Below are 24250 nucleotides of genomic sequence, written 5' to 3' on the forward strand. Positions count from 1 at the left end.
AAGCGTCTTACTTATTGGCGGCAGCGCGCCATTGCTTGATGAAGTCCAGACGTTCCTTTTGTTTCAGGAAGTCCAGCAGGGACGAATCCACCGGGATGGGGGTCAGTTCCACACCCGCCAGTTTCTTGGTCAGGCCGTCCACGTCGTTATCGCCTTCCACGTCAGAGCGAATCGAAGCCAGTTCCGATTTGTTGGCCAGGATGTCCTGACCGTCTTTGGACAGCATGTAGTCCAGGAAGACACGGGCAGCGTTGGGGTTTTGTGCCTTGTTGCTGATGAAGGCCACGCGCGACAGAACCAGGGTGTAGTCCGAGGGGTACACAATGCCGATGGCTTTATCCTTGGCGGCGCGGGTTTCCGCATACGAACCGAGCAAGTTGTAGCCAATCAGGTTTTCACCCGAGCTGACGCGCTCCATCATGGTGCCGGTGGACGATTGCAGAACCAGATTGGCCGAGCCTACGCCCTTGATGAAATCCCAGTAGCTGTCGCCTTTCTTGCTGTCCTGAGCGGCCAGCATATAGCCCACAGCGGATTTCTCGATGTCGTAGGTGGTGACCTTGTTGCGGAAACGGTCCTTATCGCTTTCGACCAATTTAGCCAGTTCGGCGTGGGTCTTGGGCACTTCCTCGGGTTTGATCAAACGGTTGTTGTAGATGAACACCGTAGGCTCGTAGGTGGTGCCAAATGCCTTGTTTTCCCAAACGGCCCAGCTGGGCAGGGAGGGAATTTCAGGGGAGGCGTAGCTGGCGGCGTAGTCCGTGGCCAGGCGCATGGCCGAATCCATGGACGAACTCCAGACCACGTCACCACTATTGCTGCCCGAGGCTTGTTCGCTGATGTAGCGGTTGTACAGCTCGGTGCTGTTCATGTCGTGGTATTCGACTTTGATCTTGGGGTTGGCCGCTTCAAAGGCGGAAATCAGCGGAGCGGCTGCCTTGGTATCGGTCGTTGAGTAGACGATGACCTTGCCTTCTTTTTCGGCGGCTTGCGCTTGATCGCCTTGTGCCCAGGCCGCTTGACCGGCAAGCATGCTGGCACTGAGTGACAGGGCTAGCAGGCTAAGGCGGCTAGGGATGGTGAATGCTGACATTCGAGTCTCCTTGGTTTGGAGTCCCGTCATGATGCGGGACTTTTTTAGGATCAATGTCATTCCATTGTGTTGACACTAGCTGTCAGCATCCTGTCACTGCTGATAGGGAACATCCCCTAGTCCGGTGGGCGTGTCCGTGACCAGACGCCGCCAGTTTTGTAGGAAGCGCTGGCGTCGAGTGGGGTCCAGACCCACCAGCAAGGAAGGGTTCAGGATAAGTGGTTGAACGATTCCAATTGATTGATTTGAAACGGGTTTTGTAAACCAGCTGCCGGTTTCGATGGCATTGAGCGGGCCTAATCCAGCCGGACCCGCAATGGTTTGCTGTCCACGGGGCGAGAGCAAATAATCGATAAAAGTGGCGGCCAAATCCGGTCGACGAGCCTGTTTGTGGATCAGGGCGCTGCGGGTAAACACCGAGACGTAATCGCTGGGAACGACGATGGCAATGTCCGAACCGGCTTTTTGACGGGCTCGGGCATAAGAGCCCAGCACGTTGTAGGCCACATCCAGAGTGCCATTGTCCAGATCGTCCAGAATGGCGCCGGTATTGGCATACAAGCGGGTGCCGACACGCCCCAGGGCATTGGCCATCCCCCAGAAGGTGGAGGAGGTGCGTTCGTCGTAGAGCGCAAACAGATAGCCCACGCCACTGATCTGGATGTCGTAGGTGCCGACGCGTCCCATCAAGCTGCCGCTATTGCGCTCCAGCAGTCGGAGCAGGGCCTCGCGGGAGGCGGGTAAATCGGGCGGTAAACGGGACGGGGCGTAGGCGATGACAGCCGGTTCCAGTGTGAAGCCGAACACCTCATTGCGCCAGCGTGCCCAGTTGGGCATGGCATTGGTCAGGCTGGACGAGTAGGGGCGAGCGTAGCCATCGTTAGCCAGCTTCACCTGCAAGTCCGAGGCCGAGCTGATCAGCAAATCCGTGTCAGGCAGGCTGCCTTCAGTGGTATGCCGATACAGGGCCGTGGAGTCCATTTCGTGGTAGAGAATGCTGACCTGAGGCTGGATTTGCTGGAAGTCGTGGACCAGCACTTCAAACAGCTCCGTATCGGTAGGACCCGCGATCACCAGCAAAGGCTGATCGTCTGTTTTTTGCTTGGGAGCAAGCGCCGGGTACTCATGACTGCGTATACCCATATCAGGCCGTGCGATTTTGTCCTGGGCATGAGTGGTATCGGGGTTTGCAAGCAGGCCCGTCAATGCCAAGGCCAGAATCGCCAGCGTCTGTGGCAGGGTGTTTGCAGGTTTGGGACCTTGGATCAGCGCCGGGATTTCGATGCGGACCGTCAGCCCTTGCGGCGAGTGATCACGCAAGAGCAGGGTTCCCCGATGCGCTTGCACTACTGTGCGCACGATCGACAGCCCCAAGCCCGAGCCTGGTCTACCTTGACTGCTGGGGCCGCGCTGAAAGCGCTCCAGCAAGCGGGTTTTGTCCTCGTCGCTGATGCCGGGGCCCAGGTCAGAAACATCAAATACCACCAAGCCACTGGGCCGGGTATAGATGCGTACCGAAATGTGCTCCTCGCTGTAGAGCATGGCGTTGTCGATCACGTTGCGCAGCATTTCTCGCAGTGAAACGTGGTCGCCCAAGACCTGGGCACGCCGCGCCGAAGGGGTAATGTGGACTTGCAGCCGATGCGCACGGTCCGGGTCCACACGCCCTTGGATTTCCTGAATCAGTGGGGGCACGTCCAAGGGGCGCATGGTGCTGCGATCCAGACGATGGCTGACCGTGGCATCCATCAGCAATTGGTTCAGCAAATGGGTAGCATGGGTGGTGTTGTTCAGAATCCGTTGCAGACGCGGGCGTACGGCCTCCGAGCCGGGCTGATCCATGGCTAGCTGGGTTTGCAGGTGCACGGCCGCCAAAGGCGTGCGAATCTGATGGGCCGCATCGGCGACCAAGTTGTTCAGGGTGCCTACCGCGGTTTGCAGACGCTGCATGAAGGCATTCAGAGTGTCGACCAGGCGGCGAATTTCCTTGGGTACTGGCGTATCTATGGGCTGCAGGTTGTCGTGAGAGCGCTCCCTAAGCGCGGTCTCCAATTCTGCCAAGGGGGCGAAGGCACGGCGTATTCCCAGACTGGTAATCATCAGTGCCAGCAAAATCAGGCCCGTTAGCGACAAGGTACTGCGGCCCAGCAGCTCGTCGGCCAGCGCCTGCCGGGTTCCCAAGGTCTCGGCCACGCGTATGGTGATCCAGCCCCGGCCCAATGAGTGCTCACCTGTCAGCAAGCGCCCGATCGTGGCGACCCGCACGGGCGTGTCGTGATAGCTGATCGTGTCATAACGGGGTTCAGAACTGTTGGCGGGTGGGAGGGCGTCTCCCAAGTCCGGGTAGCCGGAAATCAGCCCACTGGTGGAGCGCACACTGTAAAAAATGTGTTCCTGTTCGGGCAGCATGGCCATGGCCGAGTAGGGCAGTTCCAGGGAGAGCTCGCCTTCATCAATTTGAATAGCGTTGGCAATGGTCAGGGCGGAGGCTTTCAGAAGCCGGTCATAAGCGGAATCGGCAGCGCGCTGGGCGTATTGGCGTGACGCCAGACCCAGGGCCAAAAGGGCGGCGGCCAATAGACACACCGCCAGCGCCAGCACACGCTGCTGGATGGATAGGGCGCGGCGCATTAGCTGACATCGCCCAGGCTAGCCATGTAGCCGGTGCCACGCACCGTGTCGATGCGAATGGCAATATCGCTAAGCTTGCGCCGCAGACGGGAGACATGTAGCTCTACGGCATTGGGGCTGGAGTCTTCATCAAAGTTGAACAGTTGCATCATCAGCCGTTCCTTGGTGACGACTTGCCCGGCACGACTCAGGAGCAATTCCAGCAGGCAGAATTCGCGCTGGCCGAACTCCACGGTTTGATCCCGGCTATTGATGCGCCGCGCTGCGATATCAATACTGACGTGTCCCAACTGCCAGATTTCTGCTTGCGTGGTAGCGGGGCGACGCATCAGGGCGCGCAGCCGTGCTTCCAGTTCGCGCAGATCAAAGGGTTTGACCAGATAATCGTCCGCCCCCAGGTCCAGCATGGAAACACGGTCCTCGATTTCTGAGCGAGCCGTCATGACCAGTACGGGCAAGCTGGGCGTTTGCCGACGTAGATGCCGCAAAATACTGAAGCCGTCCTGATCGGGCAGCATGATGTCCAAGAGCAGGACGTCCCAGTTATCCATTTCCAGATAGCGCAGGGCCTGCTCGCCATTCATGACCCACTCCACGCTATGACCGCCTGCGCTGAGCCGGCTGGCGATGGCCTCTCCCAAATCCTCATTGTCCTCGACCATGAGTAATCGCATATTGCCTCCATCGGATGGGCTCCTGCATGTTGAGGTGCCTCTTGATTTGATTTTTTTATTCTATCCCATGGAGGGCAGGCACCTAATCGACCCTGAAATGCGCCCCCAGGCTGTGTGGACGAGCCAAGGCAGCCTGGGTCAGCAGCCAGGCTGTGTCCAGTTGCAGGCTTAGACTGGCTTGTTCTTGGGTGCAGGGGAGTTGGCGGATCTGTTCGCGCCAATCATCAAGGGTGCGCAGGGCGAAGGTCAGGCCCTGGCGATTGCGCAACAGGCCGACATGCTCTTGCATCAAGCTGCGCAAGGCGGGCAGGGAGGGTGGATTGTTTGTGGATGGGCTGCGGTTTTTACTGTTGCCGTTGCCGTTGCTATAGCTATTGTTTTTGCCATAGTGACGTCCTTTGTCGTTGATTATGTTTTCCATTGCATTGGCTGCCGCCGCAGTCATAAGGGAATGTCTTGGGTTTGGGGTCGAGCGCGAACTAGCGTTCAAACTCAAACCCCAATTCGGGCCGACACTAGCCTGGGAACTGGAACTGGAACTGGAACTGGAACTGGAACTGGAACTGGAGTTTGGATTGGAGTTCTTGTATGAACATGAACGTGACATCGAACTTGTATTTGCAACATCTGTCTCAGGGACCAAAGCTGAACGCTGGATTCTCTTGCTTCCAGCAATCGCTTGGGCAGTAGCGCGCCCCATGACGACACACTCCAGCAAGGAGTTGCTGGCCAATCGATTTGCCCCATGCAAACCTGTGCAGGCTACTTCACCCACGGCGTACAAACCAGCTACCGTTGTGCGGCCTGACAAGTCTGTTTCAATTCCTCCGCAGCTGTAGTGCGCGGCAGGCGCTACCGGCACCCAATCCTGACGTAAATCCAGTCCTCGCCGCAAACCTTCTTCCAATGCTTTCGGGAAATGCTGCTGCAAAATGTCTGCACCAAGATGGCGTACATCCAGCCAGACATGGCTGCTACCTTCTTGCCGCATCTGTGTGGCAATAGCACGCGACACAATATCGCGTGGAGCCAGTTCCGCTCTGGCGTCGTAATCCGGCATGAAGCGGCGACCTTGCTTGTCCAGCAGATGTCCACCCTCACCACGCAAGGCTTCGGTTAGCAAGAAGGTGGGACCCTCCGCATGCAAGCAGGTCGGATGAAACTGCACAAACTCCAGATCGCGTATCGCCGCACCAGCGCGCCAGCCCAGGGCAATGCCTTCTCCCAAGGCGCTATCGGGATTGGTGCTGTGCGCGTACAGGCTACCTAGCCCACCAGTTGCCAACACGACATGATCCGCCAACATGGTTTCGTAGCGACGGCTGTGCTGGTCGTAGATATCCACGCCAGCCACCGCGCCTTGTTCATTGCGGCGCAGGTCTAATGCCAGGCAGTCTGTACGCTGCTGGATATGAGAGGCTTGAGTCAATTGGGGCAGGAGAGCCTGCATGATGGCGTAACCACTGGCATCGGCCGCGTGTACGATGCGTCGCTGGCTGTGCCCACCCTCGCGAGTCAGGTGCAATTGGCCATCTTCCGTTCTGTCCAGAGGAACCTGCTTTTTCAGTAGCCAATGCACCGCTTCTGGCGCGGCTTGCAAAATCCCGCGCACCGCTTCTTTATCCGAGTGCCGAGCACCCGCTTCCAGCGTGTCTTCAATGTGTTGTTCCAGACTGTCCTGGGCACTGAGTACGGCGGCCAGACCTCCCAAAGCCATCGGGCTGGCCCCACAGGGAGCGGGGGCGCTGCTGAGCAGAGTCACTTTCATGGTGGAGGGCAAGGATAGAGCCAGACTGGTGCCAGCCAGCCCCGCACCGATGATTAACACCTCCGTCTGTGTCGAGCCTGATTGCATCAAGCAGCTCCTACATGCTGGAACTGCTGACTGTGCTCGGCCAGGTCAGCACTAACGCGCAAATTGTTCTGCTGAGCGGCAGCAAAATCCATCATGCGTTGCAAAGAACGTCGGGCGCCTTCACGCAGGTCAGGATCTACTTGAATGCCAGGGCCTGGTTGACTTAATCGTTGATGCAGTGCTTCCAGACTGTTCAAGGCCATCCAGGGGCAAAAGGCGCAGCTTTTGCAGGTAGCACTTTCGCCCGCGGTAGGGGCGGCCAAAAAGGTTTTGCCCGGCGCTTGCTGGCGCATGGCATGCAAGATTCCTTGATCGGTGGCGACGATAAAGGTGTCGGCAGAACGATTGATGGCAGCGCGCAGTAGCTGCGTTGTCGAGCCAACCACATCCGCCAGCGCAACAACAGAAGCGGGTGATTCGGGATGTACCAGCACCTGGGCATCGGGGTGTTCGCTCATCAAGGCTTTCAAGCCATCGGCCTTGAATTCGTCATGGACCAGACAGGAGCCTTGCCAAAGCAGCATGTCTGCGCCGGTTTGCTTTTGGATATAAGAGCCCAAATGACGATCCGGTGCCCACAGAATTTTTTTCCCTTGGGCATGTAAATGCCGCACGATGTCCAGGGCGATGGAGGACGTCACCACCCAATCCGCCTGGGCTTTGACAGCCGCGCTGGTATTGGCATACACCACCACTTCCCGATCCGGATGCGCAGCACAGAATTGCTTGAAGTCCTCGGGGGCACAACCTAGATCCAGAGAACACGTCGCCTCGTCATGCACGGCCAGTACGCGCTTTTCAGGACTCAGAATTTTGGCGGATTCAGCCATAAAGCCCACGCCGGCTACCAAGACCGTGCTGGCTTCATGTTCCTGCCCAAAGCGTGCCATTTCTAAAGAGTCGCCCACGCAGCCACCGGTTTCCAAGGCCAGATCCTGAATATCCGGGTCTGTGTAATAGTGGGCCACCAGTACGGCGTCTTGCTCTTTCAACTGCTTGGCCAGAGCTTGTTTCAAAGCGGCCTTATCGCTTTGCAGATTGAGTTTGGAAGGAACTTCATGCCAGGTAATCTGACGGCTCAAGGCGTCCTTGGCGTCGGGCTGACAGACATCCACGGGGAAATGCTGAATCATGTTCATCCTTGATGCTCATTTTGAGCATAAATAGAATAAAAAAATGGGGAATATGAATTTCTGATCGGAAAGAAGCGCGTCTCTATTGTTATGCTTTTTTTGAGCATAAATAAAAAAACAGCACACTGCAAGCACAAGAGCAGGGTAGGGAAAGAAAAAAGAGGGGTGCCCCGCCTTGGACGCCTGGGCCCAAGGCGGGGTGAAAGCCAGTTAAGGCGCTGGGTTCGGAGTGTGGTGATGAATAGCGTTGATCTTGGCAACTAACTCATCACTTAATTGAACATCTGCACTGGCGATGTTCTCGCGCAGTTGTTCCAGCGTAGTCGCACCGATCAGGTTGCTGCTGGTAAAGGCTTGCTGGTTCACCCAGGCCAAGGCCAATTGGGTAGGCGTCAAACCGTATTCGCGAGCCAGTTCGTTGTAGGCCAACGCGGCCTCACGAGCGCGGGGAGCATCGTAGCGCGTGAAACGGTCGTACAGCGTCAACCGTCCTTTCTCGGGACGAGCTCCGTTGTCATATTTGCCCGTCAACACACCCATCGCCAAAGGTGAATAGGCCAGCAGACCCAGGCCTTCATAACGGCAGAATTCGGACAGCCCCTCTTCAAACACGCGGTTCAGCAGGTTGTAGGGATTCTGGATCGTGGCAATCAAAGGCAGAGAGCGGGAGCGCGACAGCTCCAGAAATCGCGAAACACCCCAAGGCGTTTCATTGGAGACACCTATGTGACGTATTTTGCCTTGACGCACAAAGTCATCCAGTACCGACAAGGTTTCCTCGATGGGGATAGTGTCTTCTTCTTTCCACGGGTAGCTGCGCTGCCCAAATGTCACCGTGCTGCGATCCGGCCAGTGCAGTTGATACAGGTCCAGATAGTCCGTTTGCAGTCGACGCAGGCTGTCATGCAGGGCTTGTTCCAGATTCTTGCGATCCAGGCTGGTACCGCCATTGCGGATATGACCAGGGCGTTTGGGGTCACGTTGGGGGCCAGCAATTTTGCTGGCCAGAACAATGTCCTTGCGGCGGCCGGTTTTAGCCAGCCAGGTGCCGATATATTGCTCGGTCAAACCTTGCGTAGCCGCCATAGGGGGAACAGGGTACATCTCGGCGGTATCCACCAGATTCACACCCAGTTCCAAAGCAAGGTCCAGTTGAGCGTGCGCATCGGCCTCGCTGTTCTGTTCCCCGTATGTCATGGTGCCCAAGCCAATCAGGCTGACATCCAGGTCTGTATTGCCCAGCTTGCGGTATTTCATTTGCTTCGACTCCCGAAAGCGCAGGGCCGGGCGGCCCTACAAACCGTGCATGGTAGCGTATTTAGTCAGCCTGCCGGGCAGCTTATTTTGTAGCTGTGTACACCAGACGACCTTGGAAAATAGTCATCAACACCTTGGTGTCGCTAATTTCGCTAGGCTCAATCTTGAATAAGTCCCGATCCAGCACAATCAGATCAGCAGATTTCCCTGTTTCCAAAGACCCCGTTTCTGTTTCGCGGCCCAAAGCCTTGGCACCGTTCTGCGTAAAAATCTGCAGTGCTTCGGTCAGATTCAAGGCTTGTTCAGCGCCCAGTTGTTCACCCTGCCGCTGCCCGAAGGGATTGGCGCGCGTCATCAGAGCTTCAATCGCGGGCCAAGGGTTGTTGTCCTTCACACCAGAGGGCCAGTCCGAGCCGGCAATAATGGTGGCGTCATGATCCAACAACATACGGGCCTGGAACATGTTCCTGCTGCGTTCACCCACTACCGAGCTGATGGCGTCAGTCAAACCGGAGGGATACCAGATATAGGGAGAAAAGTCGGCGGCTACATTCAGAGCCTTGAAGCGCGGTTTGTCCTGATCGTCTACAAACTCCGAGTGCGCGAGCTCGTGCATCAAACCTTGAGGACCATTAGCGTTGCGTGCTTTTTCAATAGCGTTCAACGCCACGCGAATAGCCCGATCACCCGCGGTATGCATCTTCAAACCATAACCCGCTGCATCCAGGTGAGAGACGACGCGATCCAGTTCATTTTCAGGAACGACCAAGGCCCCCAAGGACAAAGGATCATCCTGGTGAGTGTCCGCGTAGGGCTCCAGCATGGCGGCTGTATGTGCTGCGGTAGGAACACCGTCGGTATAGATCTTGACGTAGTTGGTCTTCAGGTCAGGGAGAGCATACTGCTTGCTGATGCGGTCAATTTCAGCAAAATCAAAAACATGCTTGCTGTCCTTGCCAGAGATACGGATGGCGGTGGCGATATGGGCATTCAAACCTTCTTGTTTGGCCAGGTTGTAATACGAGCGCACAACAGCCTCGCTGGCATCGGCATCCTTTAAACCCGTAATCCCGAATTGGTTGGACTCCTGGATGGCATACCGCGCTGCTTTCAGATATTGATCATCCGTCCAATCCGGTACAAAAGAACGGATATAGCTATTGGCCTCGACTAAAACCCCGTTGGGTTCGCGGCTATCAAGCTCGTGCTTGACGGTCATGCCGCTAGGAGGCGTAAAGTTGGCATCAATCTGCAAGAGGCCCAAAGCCTTGGAGTTGACCCAGGCGTTGTGACCCGTATCGTCGGTCAACACAATAGCCTTGTCGCCAGAGACGGCATCCAGCCATGCGCGCGGCGAAGCAATTTTGTGAGTCTTGAAGAAATCACTGTCCCATTGGCCTCCCTGAATCCACAGCGTTTCGCTACGCGCCACGCAGGCTTTCAAGGTGTTTGCCAATACATCCGGCGTTACCGTGAAAGGGAAGTTGCACTGGAACAGATGCTTCAAGCCACCCCATACAGGGTGGGAGTGTGCTTCATTGATACTGGGCATAGCCATTTTCCCGCCAAGATCAATCAGCTGAGTCTTGTCTCCACGCCTGGATTGCAGTTGCTCTGTACTGCCCACGGCTTCAATTTTTCCATCACGTATCGCAATGGCTTCAACCCAAGCCTGTTCCGGGTTCTGCGTATAAATACGCCCATTCACGATTAGCAGGTCGGCGGCAGGTGAGGCCGCCAATGTTATTGGGCTGAGGGTACTGATCCCAGCCAGGCATGCCAATGAGGCAACTGCTAAACGTGAACGACTAAAACGCATGTCTCTTTGCTCCAGTATTGTTATGACGATGTTTGAGGTGTTGGATAAAGCTTGCTTGTGTTTTTGAGAGTTCAAAAAAGCGATAGCCAACACCTCAAGGCTACAGCTCTGGAGCAGGGGTTTCTATAGGTAAAAACACAATGAGAGATCTACGAATATGCCCAAAGTTATTCAAGCAATAAAATATCTCTGAACGTGTGAAAGAAGCTTTATGTGTCAATTGGTAGCCAACAAAAAAGCCTTCACGCATCAGCAGTGAAGGCTTTCCAAGAGAGGCTCAGCTACGGGTGTCAGGCCGCCTCATCATGCTCCGGCAGGGCGGGTGGAGCAGGCAGTGGGCGGTTAGGCAGTAAAGGCAAACCGTGTTTGCTACGCAAACGCTGGCAATCCACATTTGGGCTGCCATCCAGTTCCCAGATTTGGTAGTCACGACAGGGGGTAGGGCGATCCGGATAAATAGCGCAATGAATCCCAGGCTGGCCCAAGGTGCCACGCAAGGCAATACAGCGACCTTCACCTTGCTCGGTTCCTTTCATACAGGCGCGCAGCGGCCCAACCTTGGTGGTCAACTCGACCGGCACCGTACCGCCAGTCTCGCCACTTAACTCACCGCTATAGAAAGACACCCGAAAGTGCGAACAGCACACGCCGCAGCTTAGACAGGGGTTTTCATCAAAAATCTCGTCATTGGGCGGCGTATAAAGCACCGCTTCCAGCGTAGTTTCCTGAACGCCGGGTAAATCCAGTAGTTGAGTCGGGGTAGGCGGGAGAGAAGAGCAAGTCATGTGCGTAGGTGTCCCGTAGCAGCCGCAGATCTGTTTCGGACGAGATTGATGATCTGCAGGCGTAAAGCGATCATTTTATTTTTGCCCGAAGAACTTGAATAGAAAAATCGTGCGCCAGTAAGGTGGCTTGATGCTGGCTGGAGACAGATTGAGTGTATCTATATGTTTCTTGTCTCTGCCTTGCCAGGAAGGACATAAATTTCTGGGAATTCGTCAGTTTTTTGTTTAATTATTATAAAACAATGGATTACAAGATTTATCGGTCTTGGAGAGCAATTTTTCCAGCTAAGACATATAAAAAAGATCATCTTTTTTATAGAAAAACGCAAAATAGTGTTGACAGCCCCATAGGGAAGATCTATTATTTCATTTCTTCACCGCAGGCGGTTAGCTCAGTTGGTTAGAGCGCTACGTTGACATCGTAGAGGTCGCTGGTTCGAATCCAGTACTGCCTACCAGAATACATGCACACAGCTCCAAGCTGTGCCAAGAAAAGCCCCAAAGATCAATGCTTTGGGGCTTTTTTGTTGCCCAGCGTTCCAAGCTGCGCCAAGCCAGTCCCAGATGGTTTGGGGGTATGGATGGGGGTATGGTGTAACAGGAATGGGGGTATGGAAATCACGAGGCTTTTTCGAGTTGCTCGTCCAGATAATCCGACCACCATTGCATCAGTTTTTTGCGCTCTTCCAGGTACATGGCGTGGTTGTATGCGCGTCGAATCTTGTTTCTATCGCGATGGGCCAGTTGCCGTTCAATGGCGTCAGGGCGAAAGCCGCTGTGCTCATTCATGATGGTCGATGCCAACCCTCGGAAGCCATGTCCCGTTTGCAGCCTCTCATAGCCCATGATTTTTAATGCACGGTTCATGGTGTCACTGCTCATCACAGCACCGCGGCGATTATGGACATTGGGAAACAGGTACTGAAAGTGCCCCGAGTGCTGGCGTAGGCTTTCCAAGATCGTAAGAGCTTGGGTTGAAAGCGGCACGATATGGTCGGGCGCACTCTGCTTTTGTGCCAGGCGCCCCTTCATGCGCTCGCCCGGTATCAGCCACAAGGCATTCTTCCAATCGATCTCGCTCCATTGCGCCCAGCGCAGCTCGTTGGTCCGCGGAAAAGTGCGCATCATCAGTTTGATGGCGAGCCGGGTCTCTGGTCTGCCGTGATAGCGCTCAACGCTGGCGAGTAGGGCGGGGAGATCCGTTTCTGCTACGTGCGGAAAATGCTCTACCGGTGGGCGTTCTTGCAAAAACTGCCGTAGCCCTTGTGTGACGTCTACCTGAATCAAGCCAGTACCGCAGCCGTATCGGAAGACCATGCCGACTGCTTCCAGCACCCGAGCAGCCATCTCTAGCGCGCCGCGTTGCTCTACTTGCTGCACCAGCTCAAGCACAGCTTTCCCGGTCACGCTGGAAATCGAGCGCTGGCCGATATAAGGATGCACGTTCGCGGTAAGAGCATTCGAGATCCGCGTAAAGTAGCCTTCGCTCCATACTGGCCGACGGGTCTCCAGCCATTCGTCTGCGACCGCCTTGAATGTGATGCCCGTTGTCACCGGTGGGGGCGCCTCGACAGGGTCCAGGCCTTCTGATAATCGGGCTTTGGCTTTTTCACGCTGTTCCCGAGCGGCAGCAAGGCCTATCTCCGGATAAGGGCCGAAGGTCAGGATGTTTTCTTTCCCTGTCATGGGACGCCGGTACTTCAATCTCCAGCGCTTGGAACCGGATGGGAGCAGCTCAAGGTACAAACCACCGCCGTCAAAAAGGCGGTTCTTACCGCCCTTGCTGAATTTTGCTGCTTTGCACTTTGAGTCCGTCAGCGGTGGAATCTTCTTTGCCATGTCTTTAGGTTCCCTCTTATTTATAGGAGTCGGGGTTGTTGAGCCAGGCAAGGATGTCTTCGCCTTTCCAGGCTGTGCAGGCTCTGCTTACCAGCTTGGCGGCCGGCGCCTTCCCGGCAAGTACTCTTTTGCGCCAGGTCTCGCGGCTAAACGGGATGCGGTCTGCGAACTCGTCCCACCGGTACAGGCCTTCGGGGTGGATGGTGGGGGCGCTCTTTTGAGAATGTTGGGTGTTGTTCATGACTGTCCTTTCATGAAGGTGATCCAGTGGGTGTCGGCGCGTTTGCCGCTGGGATGGCCGAATAGGGGCTTGTGTGGCGTCAGCTCAAGAATCTGGCGCGTGGGGATCTGGATCTCATTCCATTTAAAGATCAGCACACCCTCAGGCTTGAGGACACGGAAGCATTCCGCAAAGCCACGACGCAGATCGTCCTGCCAGTCATCACTGAGGATTCCGTACTTGGCACGTAGCCACGATTCCCGGCCAGCGTGACGCAGATGAGGGGGATCGAAGCAGACAAGGCGAAAGCTCTCATCTGGGAAGGGCATGGCCCGGAAGTCCATGTTCAGATCGGGCGTGATGTTGAAGGCCCGTCCGTCGCAAAGCGTGTGGTTCTCGCTGCGAATATCTCCGAAGAGAGCGCGTTGGTCCTGGCGGTTAAACCACATCATGCGGCCACCGCAGCAGGGATCTAAAACAGTAGCCGTCATTCTCTGGCTCTCCATCCGTTCTCACTCCAAGCCATACAACTCAAGTCGAGCTCATGGCACAGGGATGCATATCCGTTATTGAAATGACCGTGAGTGCTTGTTTTGTGCAGGAGCACACGCACTTCTGGGTCATGGCGAAGGGTAAAAAATTGCCCCGGTTCGATGTGTCGAAGGCGGGGCAGGGGTTTGTTGGAATGCTGATGTTTCACCGGCTCTCCAATATTCGATTGACTTGCTCTATGCGCTCGCCAATCCAGCGCACGTTGTTAACGCACCAGGAATTACCCAGCGCTTTGTACCGTGGGCCGTCAGGGCATTGGTCAGCAGGTTTCTTGCGCCAGGGGATGCGTGTGTAGTTACGGGGGAATGCCTGCAGGGCTTCGCATTCCTCTGGTGTGAGGCGGCGTACCTGCATTCCGTAATGGATAGCGCCAACTCCTATTCCGGCTCGGCCGCCGTTCGGAGTGAGCAGCGCATTGGCCGTACCATCTGTCCGGGTTCCCAGATTGTGATAGTCGCCGCGACCCCGGATGGCAAGAGTGGTGACAACGGCCTGGTGGCCACCTCCGTTCTGGTGGCTGCCGGTGCTGGCCATTGCTCTCTGAGTGCCGGCAATCTCTATGCCGATGCCAAATCCGTTATGGCCACTACTCTTGCAGTCAAAGGCGATTGCGGGAGCATGTGCTCCAGCGGCCAGTGGATGGCAGGGATCGCCTGGTTTTGGGCTGCTGAAATTAGCAGCGTTGGTTATTTGTGTGGTGTCGAAGGGGAGAACTGGCAAAATCGTCTCAGTCTCAGTCTCAGGATCGTATCGTTGTCCTGTCCCCGTTGTGATGCACTGGGAAACGGATGGAATCAAGCCGCTATTGCACTTGAAGTCCGTTCCGAGTCCGCCACCGCCCTGAGTGCGAGCGCTAAGGGTTGGGGCAGGTCTTTGCCCCGTTTGGCGGCTCGGCGCAGGATTCCCCGACAGGCTGTCGGGGACAGGAAGAACCGATCCGAAACATTCGATTCCAATATCTCCGATAGATTCACACAATCCATCGGCTTCGACGAGGAAATCAAGCCACGCCTGAACCCGCTCCACATCTCCAAAAAGGTCGCTACTTGTGTATCTCGCATAATCTATAAATTCCTCTATCGCTATCAAACACGATGATGCCGCGCTCCAAAAGGGCGGGGATGATTGACTCAAAAGAAGAGTGAGCCTTCCGATGAGCAGCGCGGCTCTTGAACACGTAAAGATTTGCGCTTGAGTTGTTGAATTTGTTGGCGTCGATGTGATGAACGATTTCATCACTTGATAAGCGTCGTCCAAGACTTTTTTCAACGACTGTTCTGTGAGAGTAAACGGGCTTTCCATTGACGAAACCATCAATTGGCCTTCCGGCGTGCGTTCCTTTTCGTTTTCTCCATGGGACGCATCCGATGCGTTTCGCCCTGCTTGCTGTCTCAGAAACGCTTCTACCAAGTTGTTGCGCAACAGAGGCCAGTTCTCTTGATCCCCAAGAATCCCGAATAACCGCATCCTCCTCTTGAGTCCATCTCTTGAGAGGTACGCTAAGCCCGAGCCTTCCAGCTCTTTTCCGAATCTGCTGGATGCCTCTATCAAGATGCTGTGCAATATCTCTTGCAAGCATTGAGCGATAGTTAGCGCGGATGAATCCGTCTTCTGTTTCAGTAAATCGTCTCTGTGTTGGCCGCATACAAATACCCGTCGCCTTCTTTGTGGGATACCAAAGAATTGTGCATCAAGTATTTCAACATCGAAAACATACCCAAGCTCTTCGAGCATATCCAAGAAGCTGGCAAAATCCCGTCCTCCGTTGCTGGACAAGACGCCGGGGACGTTCTCCCATACCAGCCATTTGGGGCGATATTTTGCAGCAATGGCACCAAAGGTGAGCATGAGGTTGCCACGTGGATCATCCAGTCCTTTTCGCAGTCCTGCGACGCTGAATGACTGACAAGGGGTTCCTCCGCAAAGAAGGTCAATTGGCTCATCGGGCCACTCCTGAAATTTGGTCATGTCACCCCAGTTCGGGGTATCCGGATAGTGGTGGGCCAGCACGGCGCATGGGAAGGGCTCTATTTCACTGAAAGCGACTGCTTTCCAGCCCAGCGGATTCCAGGCAACAGAAGCTGCTTCAATGCCCGAGCAGACGCTCAAGAAACGCATAGACACACCGGCGCGGTTGCCGGCCTCCATTAAGGTTGGTTGAGTGTGGGTAAAGAAAAACCCCGGTTGAGTAAATCAAGCGGGGTTATGGGGTGTTGCGGTAGTTGTGATGCTTCGTAGGGGTGGCATCCTATGTTTTAGCTACAAGGGTTCGGCTATGATCCTTGCGTAGTCATAAAACTTTTTTGAGATCTTGGTATGGAATTTAAGAACTGGCCATGTTGGGCCAAAGTTGCGTCTGCAATAGGCCTGATGATATTTGTTTTTAATTGGCCTAGCTCGAGCGGCGAATGGGCTGCTTGGGTTCAGGCGGTAGGTGTTATAGCTGCCATAATTGGTAGTTTTTTTATCGGAAGGATGCAGTCTGAAAATGCATTAAATACTGCATTAACAATAGAAGATAAGAGGAACAATGGGGTAGAAGATGGTATAGGGGCAATTGTTAGACAGGTCATTGATGAGTGCCGTCAGGTTGTGTTAGATATTAATGCCGCAGGAATAGATGAGCGCGAGTTTGTATGTAAATGGCGGGATAATCGGAAACCCGGAATACAAGGGGCACTAAAGGTGTTTGAGTTAATGCCTATCTATCTGCTTAGGTCTTTTGAAAAAGTTGAGCTCTCTTTTAGAGTTAGGGACATGGCAATAGAATTTATAAAAGAAGCGGAGTTGGTAGCCGGTTCTGACGATGAGAATGAACTTGTTAAGAGATTTGGATCGATACGGTCAAAATCCCATGAGTTAATGAGGATGTCAGACTCTCTTTTAGGCGAGTTCGAGGGGGTATTTCCGAGACTTGCGCCCACTAGTAAGCCTAGTTGAGTGATTTTGAAGTCAGTGGGAGTGTTCTCTAGTATCTTCTTTTACCGCCTAGAGCGCAGGAAATATCGCTGATCATCTTGGCCAGTTCGGAAGCCATCAAGGTCATGTCGGCATCAAAGATTTCATCATCGTTGACGGCCGTCACGTCCTGCTTTTCAGTCAAGATATCCAGCGGGGCCACGCGTTTGACGTCCAGCGCATCGGTCAGCACAAAGCTGATGCGATCCGCCCAGGTCATGGCCAAACGGGTGCATTGCTTGCCTGCTTCGACGTGCTTGCGCACTTCGTCGATATCCGCGCTTTGCTTCACGTAGCGTACGGCTGCACCGCTATCTCCGGTGGAGCGTAGCTCAACATCTTGGTCGATGCTGAAGTTGGCGGGAGCGTCATCATCAACCAGCCACGCCGTCATAGCGCTTGCTGGTGACCCTTCGGTATACAGCGGCTGCACAGGGAAGGGCTCCACGCTCTTGGCCAACAGACCCAAGACCTCATCACTCTTTGCCACGGCAGCGGCATCAATCACAAACCAGTGGTTTCGTGTGTCGATCCATACCATGGTGTCGCGCTGCACCGCATGAGAGCGCGGCATCAAATCAATAATGATCTGCTCTTTGATTTCCTTCATCTGCTTGCGGCCTGGCTTGTAGCCTTGCTGCTCTTCGATTTCGCGGGCCTTCTTGCGGGCTGCTTGGTTGACCACAGCGTTCGGCAGTAGTTTCTTTTCAGCACGCATGCAGATCAGATACTGCCCATTCACTTCATACACCAGCTCACCACCTTCACGCGGCGGCACCCAACCCAGGCTGAGAGGTTCTTGGCTGCCGCCAGGGGCGAATTGATGCTTGGCCAACATCTCGGCCAGTTGTTGAGCGGACAAGGCAAAGGCCGTATCCAAACGATAGATACGCAGGTTTTTAAACCACATGGGTGTATTCCTTTCAGGATGGGCTATGCTTTATTGAAAAATTGATTTAACCGACAGCGGAGGTGTAAATGGATGACGGATGGGGACTGACCGGGGAGGTCACAAGCGAAGGATGGGTATGTGCGGTCGAAGTTAAAATCGTAGACAGAAAGATCTACGTTCGAGTACGTCCTGGCGAACACCCAGCTCGGATGCTCGACGGTCCTTACGACAGCATGGAGGAAGCCCAGAAAGCAGCCACTGAGTTGGCTTTTTCCTATATCAGGGATATCAGGGCCGCTGAGGGCTACCCGCCTGCCTAGAACGGAATATCGTCATCCATATCGGCTAAGTTGTCCGTCATAGGTGGACGTTGCTGCGGCTGTCTACGTCCGGTAGCGTCAGCGTAACCGTTGCGTTGCTGGCCCTGGGGCTGTTGTTCGGTTGGCCGCTGTGAGGAATCACGCTGGCCGTGCAGCGTGATTTCATCGACACGGATTTCTGGGCTGAGTTGCTTTGCCCCATCCCGGTTTTCCCATTCGCGCAGGGTGAGAGTGCCGAATACTGTTACAGGCAATCCCTTGGTCAGGTGCTCGGCCAGTCCTTCACCACGCTTCCCCCATATTTGGCAGCTAAACCAGTTGGTGGTTTTACGCTCGCCATACCCCACGTCCGAGGCAAGTCGGAACGAACAAATGGCGTCGCTGTTGCTCGTGTAGCGCACTTCTGCATCTGCGACGATGCGCCCGGTTGCTGTAATTTTGTTCATGCTGTTTCCATGTGAAGTGCGTCAAATTCCTGGATCACCTCCAGGACATATTCCCTTGCCGCCTCGACTCGCTCAATCATCAAACGCTCTTTTGCAAAGTCGCGCTCAACAATCCAGCCCGTAAGGCGCATGTGTTCGGGGATGTGAGATACGATGTGCATTTGCAGCGGCTCGTATCCGATCAGGCGTTGGGGGGTATCTACCAGCGTATGGATCACCTCCCATGCATCGGCGTCCCATAGCTGCATGTAGGCGCGCATTTGCCATTCGTACACCTTATCGCCACAGTCGATCAGCCAGCCGGGGAATGTTTTGGTAGACCAAGCATTCTTCAGGTCGTATCCCTTGCCAGCCGCCGCATCAAACAGGTCGCATTCGCCGGTCAGCCATTTGTTGGTCTTGCGCTCGGTGTTCTTGACCAGATTAAGGCCCCGAACCCGATTAAGCATTTCAATAGATTCTTGTTCCACCTCGATGCCTTTTTCCAGCTCCTTGCCGGAAATCTCAAACTCGACACCGAAAATTTCCTGCTTGGCGAGTTCACGTAAATAGGTCTTGGCGCCCACGGATAAGATGCCTTCGGCTTTAGTGCGGGGGTCGGTCATTATTTTGCCCACGCAAGAGGCTCGGATTTTCAAGTCACGCATCTTCCTGCTCCTTCAGTTCTGCGCCTCGCGCTTGGACCGCCTTGGCAAATTGCTTGTAGCCGTCTGGATCCCGAGATTCCTGGAATACTTTGACGCCAGCCTTCATCGTGGCTTGCAGCTCGTCGCGGGTTGGTGCGGTGGCCGCCTTCCCGCACCATTCCTCCCGAACCGATTGCATGTGTGCCTCGCGCTCGTCTTCGGCCAGATGGCGCACCAGTTCGGCGTCCAGGTCCTCCAGGTCTTGGCTGAACATATCGGAGGCGGCAGTGACGTTCAGCACCATGGCGATCTTGGCTCGCTTGCAGGCCATCTTCAGGACTGTGTTGGCTAGGTCCGCTGGTTCTGTGCGGATTTGCTCAACGGTGTAGTGCCCGCCAGCCTTTCGTCCGTACTTCATACGGCGCATGTCCTTGGGCGTGTCTTCCCACTCCTTGGTGCATACGGCCTTGCGCCATTTGTACTTTTCCTCGTCGGTAGATGCCTCGCCCATCCCTGAGCCAAGGGCTACGCCGGTTGTCTGATGGCGTCCAATGCACTTGACCCGGTATCGAACGAATCCGGGGCCGGACAGGTCTTCGACTTCATAGTCGTCTGCAATCCGGAATGTCATGCAAAGCACCTCGGCCCCCGGTTTCAGCAGCGTGGGTTTATCCCCAGCTCCAGGGATGGTTCCATAATGCACATTCGGCTTCATGACGGACCGCATTACTTCCTGCACCGTGATGACGTGGCGTGTTACCTCGGTGACGGAGCTTCGCCCCTCCTGTTGAGGGACAATGCCAGCAGCGGGGCGGTCAATAATTTCTGTGCTCATGAGTTACCTCTAGATTGATTCAGTCGCCTGCAAAAACTGATTGCGGCTGCCAGCATCAAATTCCGCTGGCGAAGCGGTATGCCGTGGCCAGGGCTGGCGTACCACCGACCATCAACCAACTTAATGCGTGGCTTGTTCTGTGGTTTCGGTTTGTGCATGGCGTCAATATTGGATTCGGATAGCCGGAATCAAACCCTTGGCGATCAGAATGACGGCTTGCTTGGCGCACTCGTCAGGTAAACCGTTTTCGATGAATGCAGTCAGGGCGGCGTTGTTAATGCTGGCTTTATGCGCTTTGTCCTCTTCGCGGCGGCGCTGCTCGGCCTCTTCGGCTGCCTTTTCGTCGGCCTGGCGCTTGATTTCTGCCTGGCGGGCGGCTTCGGCGGCATCCTTGGCGCGTTGCTTGGCAGCCAGCTTTTCAGCTTCGGCACGAGCCTCGGCCTGTTTCTGGCGCTCGATGGCTTCGGCCCGCTCCCGCTCAGCCCGTTCCGCTGCGGCCTTGGCATCGGCTTCACGCTTTGCGGCAGCATCACGTTCAGCTTGGGCTTTGGCTTCCGCATCGGCTCGGGCCTTTTCAGCGGCTTGGCGGGCAATCTCCGCCTCACGGTCTTTCTGCTCCTGCTCGGCCTGCTTGCGTCGTAGCTCAGCCAGTTCCGCCTGCTCGGCTTCGTACTTCTGGCGCTCAGACAGGGCAGTGTTCAGGATTTCTAGCGCCTTGGCTTTGACCCGGTGAGCCTCGGCCTCAAACTCTTCCCAGGACTCGCCAATTACTTCGGCCTCTACCGATTCGATGCGCAGGCGAAGTGCGTCCGAATTAAGAGCACCAACCTCTCGCGCTTGAGACGCCATGCTCTCCAAGCCGTTCCTGTGCATTGCTATCCGGTTGGCCTCTGCTTCCTCCCATTCCGTCAACGGCTTGCGGACCTCGTCGCGCAGCGAGTCCATCTTGGCGTTCCAGTCCCGGCGCTGTGCGTCGATCTGTTTTGGCACTTCTTTGTATTTCGCCGACAGCGCGGCACCCATCTTTTCAATAGCCGTCTTTGTACGCGTTACCTTGTAGGCGTCAGCGGCGCAGGCTTCACGGTCCTTGCGTATCTTCATGTCGTACACCGTGCCGCTGACCTTCTCGCGCACCTGCTCTACATAGTGATCCAAGCCGCCAGGTGTGGTGAATGTTGCCAGCGCCGTGTCTTCCGATGGCAGCTCAATCAGTTCTGTGGATTCGGTCATGTCATGCTCCAGCGGCACGAGCTATTAGCGCCGAGCCGTAAAAAATAGCGCCGCAAAAGACGGCGATAATGGCGATGCCTATAAGAATGGATGGGAACCATCCCCAGGGCGGGGTGCTGCTATTTGGTGCGTAGCATCCCTGGCCATCGAAAGGGTTACGGCGGCGAGTGCGGGGGAAGCCGGGGTTTTGGCTGTTAGGCATCAGGCTCTCCTTGCGTGGTGTTCCGGGCTCGTAACATTGCCTCTGCCATGCCGTATGCCATAAGAGCGGCTGTTTCCACATCCACTTCTGCAGTCATGCACATCGGTAGAGCGGAGATAGCGAACGCATCGCGCAGGCTCATTCCTGATAGCAGGCGGCGTACTTCTTCAACGTTTTTTGGCTCGAAGGTCTGATAGTCCCAGTCTGCAATTGGGTACGCTGGCCCGCCGTCATTAACTCGCGTTTTCATGACTGCCTCCAGATACTGAGAACGCCCTCAATCCCGAGTGCGATAAAGAAAGCGGCGCAACAAAAGAACACCGCAAAGATGAAAAACTCGATCAGCACGGCAGCGCCTCCAGTTCTTGCTGGGTCATGCAGTTATGCGTGGTGTCTGCCCAGTCGCCGATGATTCGTTCGCGTTCGGTGCGCAGGGCAGGGCGCAGGCTTTCATCATCAAGCGCAGCAAGCAGCTTGGCGGAGTAGTCGAAGCCTGCCGAACTGGATGCCAGAAGCGCATTCTCCATTTCCTCAATCAGCCCTATGCGGCTTACCTTTTGAGGAATCGATTGCAGGGTCCAGGCGATGTTTACGTACAGCGTTTTGCCGTACAGGCAGTTGCGGATCTGCTCCGCGATATAGGCGCGGCGGCGCTCCGCCAGCTCGTACGCGCATACCTCGCGTTCTGCGATAGCGTTCATGTTTAGCTCCGGGGGATTGCGCCGCGTCCGGCGCCATTGAAAGGGGAGAGGGTTAGCTTGTGGCCACCACCTTCACGTCCGGTGCGCACCGGAGCGGTATTGGTGGAGTTCCAGAGTTCTATGCCCTCTAGTCGCAGCACTCCCGCCGCCCATGGCGTGGGCGGGGGTGATTTAGAATTGGTTAAGGGGTGGGAACGCTGCGACTGGAGGGGGTTCGCTCTCATCGAGTGAGCCTGCGGCAGTGCGAGTCTTGATCGGGCTTAAGCTTGATGGAGGTTGGAGAAGTAGCGTTATGAGTCTGGAAAACCAGAGAGCCCGTCAATCTCTTTAAGAGCCAGTGATTTTTGCTGTGGTGTTTTGTAGTCGGCTGTAGGGTCGTTTATATATGCGCGGGCTGCTTCCACCATGTCGTATGCCACCCGACACCAATTAAGTAATGGCGAGTTCATGGCCTCCTGTAAAATTAAAGTCATAACAATTAACGAGTTGTTTAGCACTAGCTGTTTATTTTGCCGATATGTATCTCCTGACTGTGTGACCATGAGGTCCATTTCACCATCGTTTGCCATAGGATGAATTAGCATTGATGCGTAGTCGTAGGCATAGTCATAAATAAATTTCAGCTTCATACGCTTTGCGACCTCCTCCGGCTGGGGCCGTCTCCAGACGGGCGGCTGTTTTAGCATTTCTTTAAAGCGTAATTTCTGTTCATTTGTTAATTGATATTCAGGCCCAGTGGCGCGATGCCGAAAAAGGCTATCATTGAGCGGTTTTTTTTGCCTTTTTACCTGCTCAAAAAATGACCACTCTTCGAAACTGGAATATGACTTTGTTTCAGCAAGATGTGCAAGGTGAAAAAGCCGCTCTACTAATGTTCGATGTAAAACCCATGCGCTTTGAACGTCTTGGTTGTCAGAGAGCAAGACTATCGAGCTTGTAGTGCGGATGGATCGCGCAACGGTATTGGCGATGATTCGCAACTCTATTCTTTCGTCTGATTGTCGGAAAATTTCTCCCAAAATAAGTCCGCCAATCTCGGTTATTGCTACTCCAGCTCTGGCTTGATGTAGCCATTTTTCGTCCGTATCTGTGTGCTTAGACTTGGTCATGTTTTTAATAGATTAAGTGCGTCGATGGTTAATGACAAATAGAATGGTATCCGTTGCGATAACGATTGCCGAGTCGTGATTGCCGTTAACGTTCGTGGCTAGTCACGCCGCCTTACACTGCATTTTTTTCTTGGGTTATTGTTCTGATGTTCTGCGGGCGCGCTCAGCAACCAAAGCTCCAATTAAGGCAATAACAGAATCCTCCTTGGCGTATTGGCCGGCTGTTTCGTAACGTTGTAATAAGGCCGCTTCAGGACGGTCTGCAGAAGCAAGAATGTTGCTAATTACATTTTGGTGATAGGGGAGTTGATTCATGGCTGGAAGTGCAATCTATAAAGGTTTATGCCCACATTGTGGAACGGAAAATGTTGCCTTTACTTCTGTAGCTCAGGTCTGCACCAATCGGAATGACGATGGCGAATCGCTGTGGAATGTGTTTTTTGCCTGCAATCGCTGCCTAGATGGGCTTGTTGCTCAAGTGCATTCCTCGATGGGTTATGGCCCTGATGGGCAAGTTGAGGATATTCCAGTTCCCGGCTGGGGCAGGGCTGGGAGTAACTCTCTCGCTAGGTTTGAAGTGATTCAGACCTACCCTAGTCCTCCTTCTCACGTTGCACCGGACTGCGTACCAGAACGAATTGCTTCTACATTTGTTGAGGCCTCAGAGAATTTGCACCGGCAGAAGCATGAAACCTCTCAGATGCTCAGCAGAAAAGCGCTTGATCTGGCAACAAAACGTTTGCTGCCAGACTCTAAAAAGAAGCTCTACGGTAGGATTGAGGAATTACGTGACACAGGGAAAATCACGCCGGAGATGGCTGATTGGGCTCATATCGTCCGAGATGAAGGTAATGACTCCGTACATGACGAAGCCGAGGTAACGCGAGAAGAGGCAGCGGAGCTTTTAGCTTTCACTGAGACCTTCTTGATGTATGCGTTTACTCTTCCAGGAATGATTGCCAAACGTCGTCAGGTCGACGATGAGTCAGAGCAAACTGCCATAGAGAACTGACAAGGCAGAGTTAACGCCCAAGCCAAGCAGAGCCAAAACACCTATGATTGCTGCCGTAGCT

The 24250-nt window shown here is 54.7% G+C and carries 24 protein-coding genes, 1 tRNA gene and 1 pseudogene; 3 read left to right on the plus strand and 23 right to left on the minus strand.

Translation table 11 applies throughout. The features are described 5' to 3' along the window. Positions 1–7: 7 nt before the first annotated feature. From M2Q46_RS02425 to M2Q46_RS02460, 8 genes are all read right to left on the minus strand, one after another. Positions 8–1033 (minus strand): ABC transporter substrate-binding protein, encoded by a 1026-nt coding sequence (locus M2Q46_RS02425; RefSeq protein ID WP_226348896.1) that lies wholly within the window; start codon positions 1031–1033, stop codon positions 8–10. A 153-nt stretch (positions 1034–1186) separates the two neighbouring features. Beyond that, positions 1187–3724, minus strand: coding sequence for an extracellular solute-binding protein (locus tag M2Q46_RS02430; protein ID WP_302356600.1), 2538 nt, complete (start codon positions 3722–3724; stop codon positions 1187–1189). Next, entirely contained in the window at positions 3724–4398 is a 675-nt protein-coding gene (locus M2Q46_RS02435; protein ID WP_035267896.1) for a response regulator transcription factor, read from the minus strand. The genes M2Q46_RS02430 and M2Q46_RS02435 overlap by 1 nt, the downstream gene beginning before the upstream one ends. 82 nt (positions 4399–4480) lie before the next feature. Next, positions 4481–6253: an L-aspartate oxidase gene (nadB, locus tag M2Q46_RS02440; RefSeq protein WP_302356603.1), complete on the minus strand. Its 1773-nt coding sequence runs from the start codon at positions 6251–6253 to the stop codon at positions 4481–4483. Beyond that, the gene (gene nadA, locus M2Q46_RS02445; RefSeq protein WP_302356604.1) at positions 6253–7392 is read right to left on the minus strand and encodes a quinolinate synthase NadA; all 1140 of its coding nucleotides are present in this window, start codon (positions 7390–7392) and stop codon (positions 6253–6255) included. The genes nadB and nadA overlap by 1 nt, the downstream gene beginning before the upstream one ends. A 204-nt stretch (positions 7393–7596) precedes the next feature. Further along, positions 7597–8643: an NADP(H)-dependent aldo-keto reductase gene (locus M2Q46_RS02450; protein ID WP_035267880.1), complete on the minus strand. Its 1047-nt coding sequence runs from the start codon at positions 8641–8643 to the stop codon at positions 7597–7599. A gap of 82 nt (positions 8644–8725) precedes the next feature. After that, positions 8726–10384, minus strand: coding sequence for an amidohydrolase (locus M2Q46_RS02455; RefSeq protein ID WP_302356607.1), 1659 nt, complete (start codon positions 10382–10384; stop codon positions 8726–8728). Positions 10385–10752: 368 nt separating this feature from the next. Beyond that, positions 10753–11169 (minus strand): YkgJ family cysteine cluster protein, encoded by a 417-nt coding sequence (locus tag M2Q46_RS02460; protein WP_035267876.1) that lies wholly within the window; start codon positions 11167–11169, stop codon positions 10753–10755. 459 nt (positions 11170–11628) lie between these two features. Here M2Q46_RS02460 and M2Q46_RS02465 point away from each other — a divergent pair. Beyond that, a tRNA-Val gene (locus M2Q46_RS02465) sits at positions 11629–11705 on the plus strand. Positions 11706–11865: 160 nt separating this feature from the next. Here the strand turns inward: M2Q46_RS02465 and M2Q46_RS02470 are convergent. From M2Q46_RS02470 to M2Q46_RS18735, 6 genes and pseudogenes are all read right to left on the minus strand, one after another. Beyond that, entirely contained in the window at positions 11866–13086 is a 1221-nt protein-coding gene (locus tag M2Q46_RS02470; RefSeq protein WP_302356609.1) for an integrase arm-type DNA-binding domain-containing protein, read from the minus strand. Positions 13087–13102: 16 nt separating this feature from the next. Next, entirely contained in the window at positions 13103–13327 is a 225-nt protein-coding gene (locus tag M2Q46_RS02475; protein WP_250757123.1) for an AlpA family transcriptional regulator, read from the minus strand. Further along, a complete protein-coding gene (locus M2Q46_RS02480; RefSeq protein WP_302356612.1) occupies positions 13324–13797 on the minus strand; it encodes a class I SAM-dependent methyltransferase in 474 nt (157 codons plus the stop codon). The genes M2Q46_RS02475 and M2Q46_RS02480 overlap by 4 nt, the downstream gene beginning before the upstream one ends. A gap of 205 nt (positions 13798–14002) precedes the next feature. Next, entirely contained in the window at positions 14003–14392 is a 390-nt protein-coding gene (locus M2Q46_RS18725; protein ID WP_367997715.1) for a DNA cytosine methyltransferase, read from the minus strand. 508 nt (positions 14393–14900) lie between these two features. Then, a complete protein-coding gene (locus tag M2Q46_RS18730; protein WP_367997716.1) occupies positions 14901–15398 on the minus strand; it encodes an HNH endonuclease in 498 nt (165 codons plus the stop codon). Then, positions 15290–16006, minus strand: a pseudogene (locus tag M2Q46_RS18735) (DNA cytosine methyltransferase); the annotation flags it as partial. The gene M2Q46_RS18730 and the pseudogene M2Q46_RS18735, both read right to left, overlap by 109 nt. A 168-nt stretch (positions 16007–16174) precedes the next feature. On the opposite strand from M2Q46_RS18735, the gene M2Q46_RS02490 reads away from it, so the two are divergent. Then, entirely contained in the window at positions 16175–16798 is a 624-nt protein-coding gene (locus M2Q46_RS02490; protein WP_302356616.1) for a hypothetical protein, read from the plus strand. A 28-nt stretch (positions 16799–16826) separates the two neighbouring features. Here the strand turns inward: M2Q46_RS02490 and M2Q46_RS02495 are convergent, their stop codons facing one another. The 9 genes from M2Q46_RS02495 to M2Q46_RS02535 all read right to left on the minus strand — a co-directional run bounded on the left by M2Q46_RS02495 (position 16827) and on the right by M2Q46_RS02535 (position 23492). After that, positions 16827–17726: a recombination-associated protein RdgC gene (locus M2Q46_RS02495; RefSeq protein WP_302356618.1), complete on the minus strand. Its 900-nt coding sequence runs from the start codon at positions 17724–17726 to the stop codon at positions 16827–16829. 298 nt (positions 17727–18024) lie between these two features. Then, positions 18025–18474 carry a single-stranded DNA-binding protein gene (locus M2Q46_RS02500; protein ID WP_302356620.1) on the minus strand — a complete coding sequence of 150 codons (450 nt, stop codon included), beginning with the start codon at positions 18472–18474 and terminating at the stop codon, positions 18025–18027. Beyond that, entirely contained in the window at positions 18471–19121 is a 651-nt protein-coding gene (locus M2Q46_RS02505; RefSeq protein ID WP_302356622.1) for a hypothetical protein, read from the minus strand. The genes M2Q46_RS02500 and M2Q46_RS02505 overlap by 4 nt, the downstream gene beginning before the upstream one ends. Further along, positions 19114–19935 carry a hypothetical protein gene (locus M2Q46_RS02510; protein WP_302356624.1) on the minus strand — a complete coding sequence of 274 codons (822 nt, stop codon included), beginning with the start codon at positions 19933–19935 and terminating at the stop codon, positions 19114–19116. Before M2Q46_RS02510 ends, M2Q46_RS02505 begins: the two co-directional genes overlap by 8 nt. A gap of 162 nt (positions 19936–20097) precedes the next feature. Beyond that, on the minus strand, positions 20098–21165 hold the full coding sequence (locus tag M2Q46_RS02515; protein WP_302356626.1) for a hypothetical protein: 1068 nt from the start codon (positions 21163–21165) through the stop codon (positions 20098–20100). A 194-nt stretch (positions 21166–21359) separates the two neighbouring features. Then, positions 21360–21617, minus strand: coding sequence for a hypothetical protein (locus tag M2Q46_RS02520; RefSeq protein WP_250757132.1), 258 nt, complete (start codon positions 21615–21617; stop codon positions 21360–21362). A gap of 91 nt (positions 21618–21708) precedes the next feature. Next, positions 21709–22068: a hypothetical protein gene (locus M2Q46_RS02525; RefSeq protein ID WP_302356628.1), complete on the minus strand. Its 360-nt coding sequence runs from the start codon at positions 22066–22068 to the stop codon at positions 21709–21711. 290 nt (positions 22069–22358) lie between these two features. Continuing rightward, a complete protein-coding gene (locus M2Q46_RS02530; protein WP_302356630.1) occupies positions 22359–23177 on the minus strand; it encodes a DUF5677 domain-containing protein in 819 nt (272 codons plus the stop codon). Positions 23178–23312: 135 nt separating this feature from the next. Beyond that, positions 23313–23492: a hypothetical protein gene (locus tag M2Q46_RS02535; protein WP_302356631.1), complete on the minus strand. Its 180-nt coding sequence runs from the start codon at positions 23490–23492 to the stop codon at positions 23313–23315. Here M2Q46_RS02535 and M2Q46_RS02540 point away from each other — a divergent pair. Next, complete coding sequence (locus M2Q46_RS02540; protein ID WP_302356633.1) at positions 23491–24189, plus strand: DUF4145 domain-containing protein; 699 nt, start codon at positions 23491–23493, stop codon at positions 24187–24189. The genes M2Q46_RS02535 and M2Q46_RS02540 overlap by 2 nt on opposite strands. The last annotated feature ends 61 nt before the right edge of the window (positions 24190–24250 follow it).

Source organism: Alcaligenes sp. YSL9, from assembly GCF_030515105.1.
GTDB lineage: Bacteria > Pseudomonadota > Gammaproteobacteria > Burkholderiales > Burkholderiaceae_B > Alcaligenes > Alcaligenes phenolicus.

Bases quoted from the DNA above. Each gene is read 5' to 3' on its own strand.
- M2Q46_RS02470 (WP_302356609.1), bottom strand. From the start codon at position 13,086: ATGGCAAAGAAGATTCCACCGCTGACGGACTCAAAGTGCAAAGCAGCA.
- M2Q46_RS02515 (WP_302356626.1), bottom strand. From the start codon at position 21,165: ATGACCGAATCCACAGAACTGATTGAGCTGCCATCGGAAGACACGGCG.
- nadA (WP_302356604.1), bottom strand. From the start codon at position 7,392: ATGAACATGATTCAGCATTTCCCCGTGGATGTCTGTCAGCCCGACGCC.
- M2Q46_RS02435 (WP_035267896.1), bottom strand. From the start codon at position 4,398: ATGCGATTACTCATGGTCGAGGACAATGAGGATTTGGGAGAGGCCATC.
- M2Q46_RS02490 (WP_302356616.1), top strand. From the start codon at position 16,175: ATGGAATTTAAGAACTGGCCATGTTGGGCCAAAGTTGCGTCTGCAATA.
- M2Q46_RS02475 (WP_250757123.1), bottom strand. From the start codon at position 13,327: ATGAACAACACCCAACATTCTCAAAAGAGCGCCCCCACCATCCACCCC.
- M2Q46_RS02510 (WP_302356624.1), bottom strand. From the start codon at position 19,935: ATGAGCACAGAAATTATTGACCGCCCCGCTGCTGGCATTGTCCCTCAA.
- nadB (WP_302356603.1), bottom strand. From the start codon at position 6,253: ATGCAATCAGGCTCGACACAGACGGAGGTGTTAATCATCGGTGCGGGG.
- M2Q46_RS02535 (WP_302356631.1), bottom strand. From the start codon at position 23,492: ATGAATCAACTCCCCTATCACCAAAATGTAATTAGCAACATTCTTGCT.
- M2Q46_RS02530 (WP_302356630.1), bottom strand. From the start codon at position 23,177: ATGACCAAGTCTAAGCACACAGATACGGACGAAAAATGGCTACATCAA.
- M2Q46_RS02480 (WP_302356612.1), bottom strand. From the start codon at position 13,797: ATGACGGCTACTGTTTTAGATCCCTGCTGCGGTGGCCGCATGATGTGG.
- M2Q46_RS02450 (WP_035267880.1), bottom strand. From the start codon at position 8,643: ATGAAATACCGCAAGCTGGGCAATACAGACCTGGATGTCAGCCTGATT.
- M2Q46_RS02520 (WP_250757132.1), bottom strand. From the start codon at position 21,617: ATGAAAACGCGAGTTAATGACGGCGGGCCAGCGTACCCAATTGCAGAC.
- M2Q46_RS18725 (WP_367997715.1), bottom strand. From the start codon at position 14,392: ATGGCCAGCACCGGCAGCCACCAGAACGGAGGTGGCCACCAGGCCGTT.
- M2Q46_RS02430 (WP_302356600.1), bottom strand. From the start codon at position 3,724: ATGCGCCGCGCCCTATCCATCCAGCAGCGTGTGCTGGCGCTGGCGGTG.
- M2Q46_RS02525 (WP_302356628.1), bottom strand. From the start codon at position 22,068: ATGAACGCTATCGCAGAACGCGAGGTATGCGCGTACGAGCTGGCGGAG.
- M2Q46_RS02500 (WP_302356620.1), bottom strand. From the start codon at position 18,474: ATGAACAAAATTACAGCAACCGGGCGCATCGTCGCAGATGCAGAAGTG.
- M2Q46_RS02425 (WP_226348896.1), bottom strand. From the start codon at position 1,033: ATGCTTGCCGGTCAAGCGGCCTGGGCACAAGGCGATCAAGCGCAAGCC.
- M2Q46_RS02495 (WP_302356618.1), bottom strand. From the start codon at position 17,726: ATGTGGTTTAAAAACCTGCGTATCTATCGTTTGGATACGGCCTTTGCC.
- M2Q46_RS02540 (WP_302356633.1), top strand. From the start codon at position 23,491: ATGGCTGGAAGTGCAATCTATAAAGGTTTATGCCCACATTGTGGAACG.
- M2Q46_RS02505 (WP_302356622.1), bottom strand. From the start codon at position 19,121: ATGCGTGACTTGAAAATCCGAGCCTCTTGCGTGGGCAAAATAATGACC.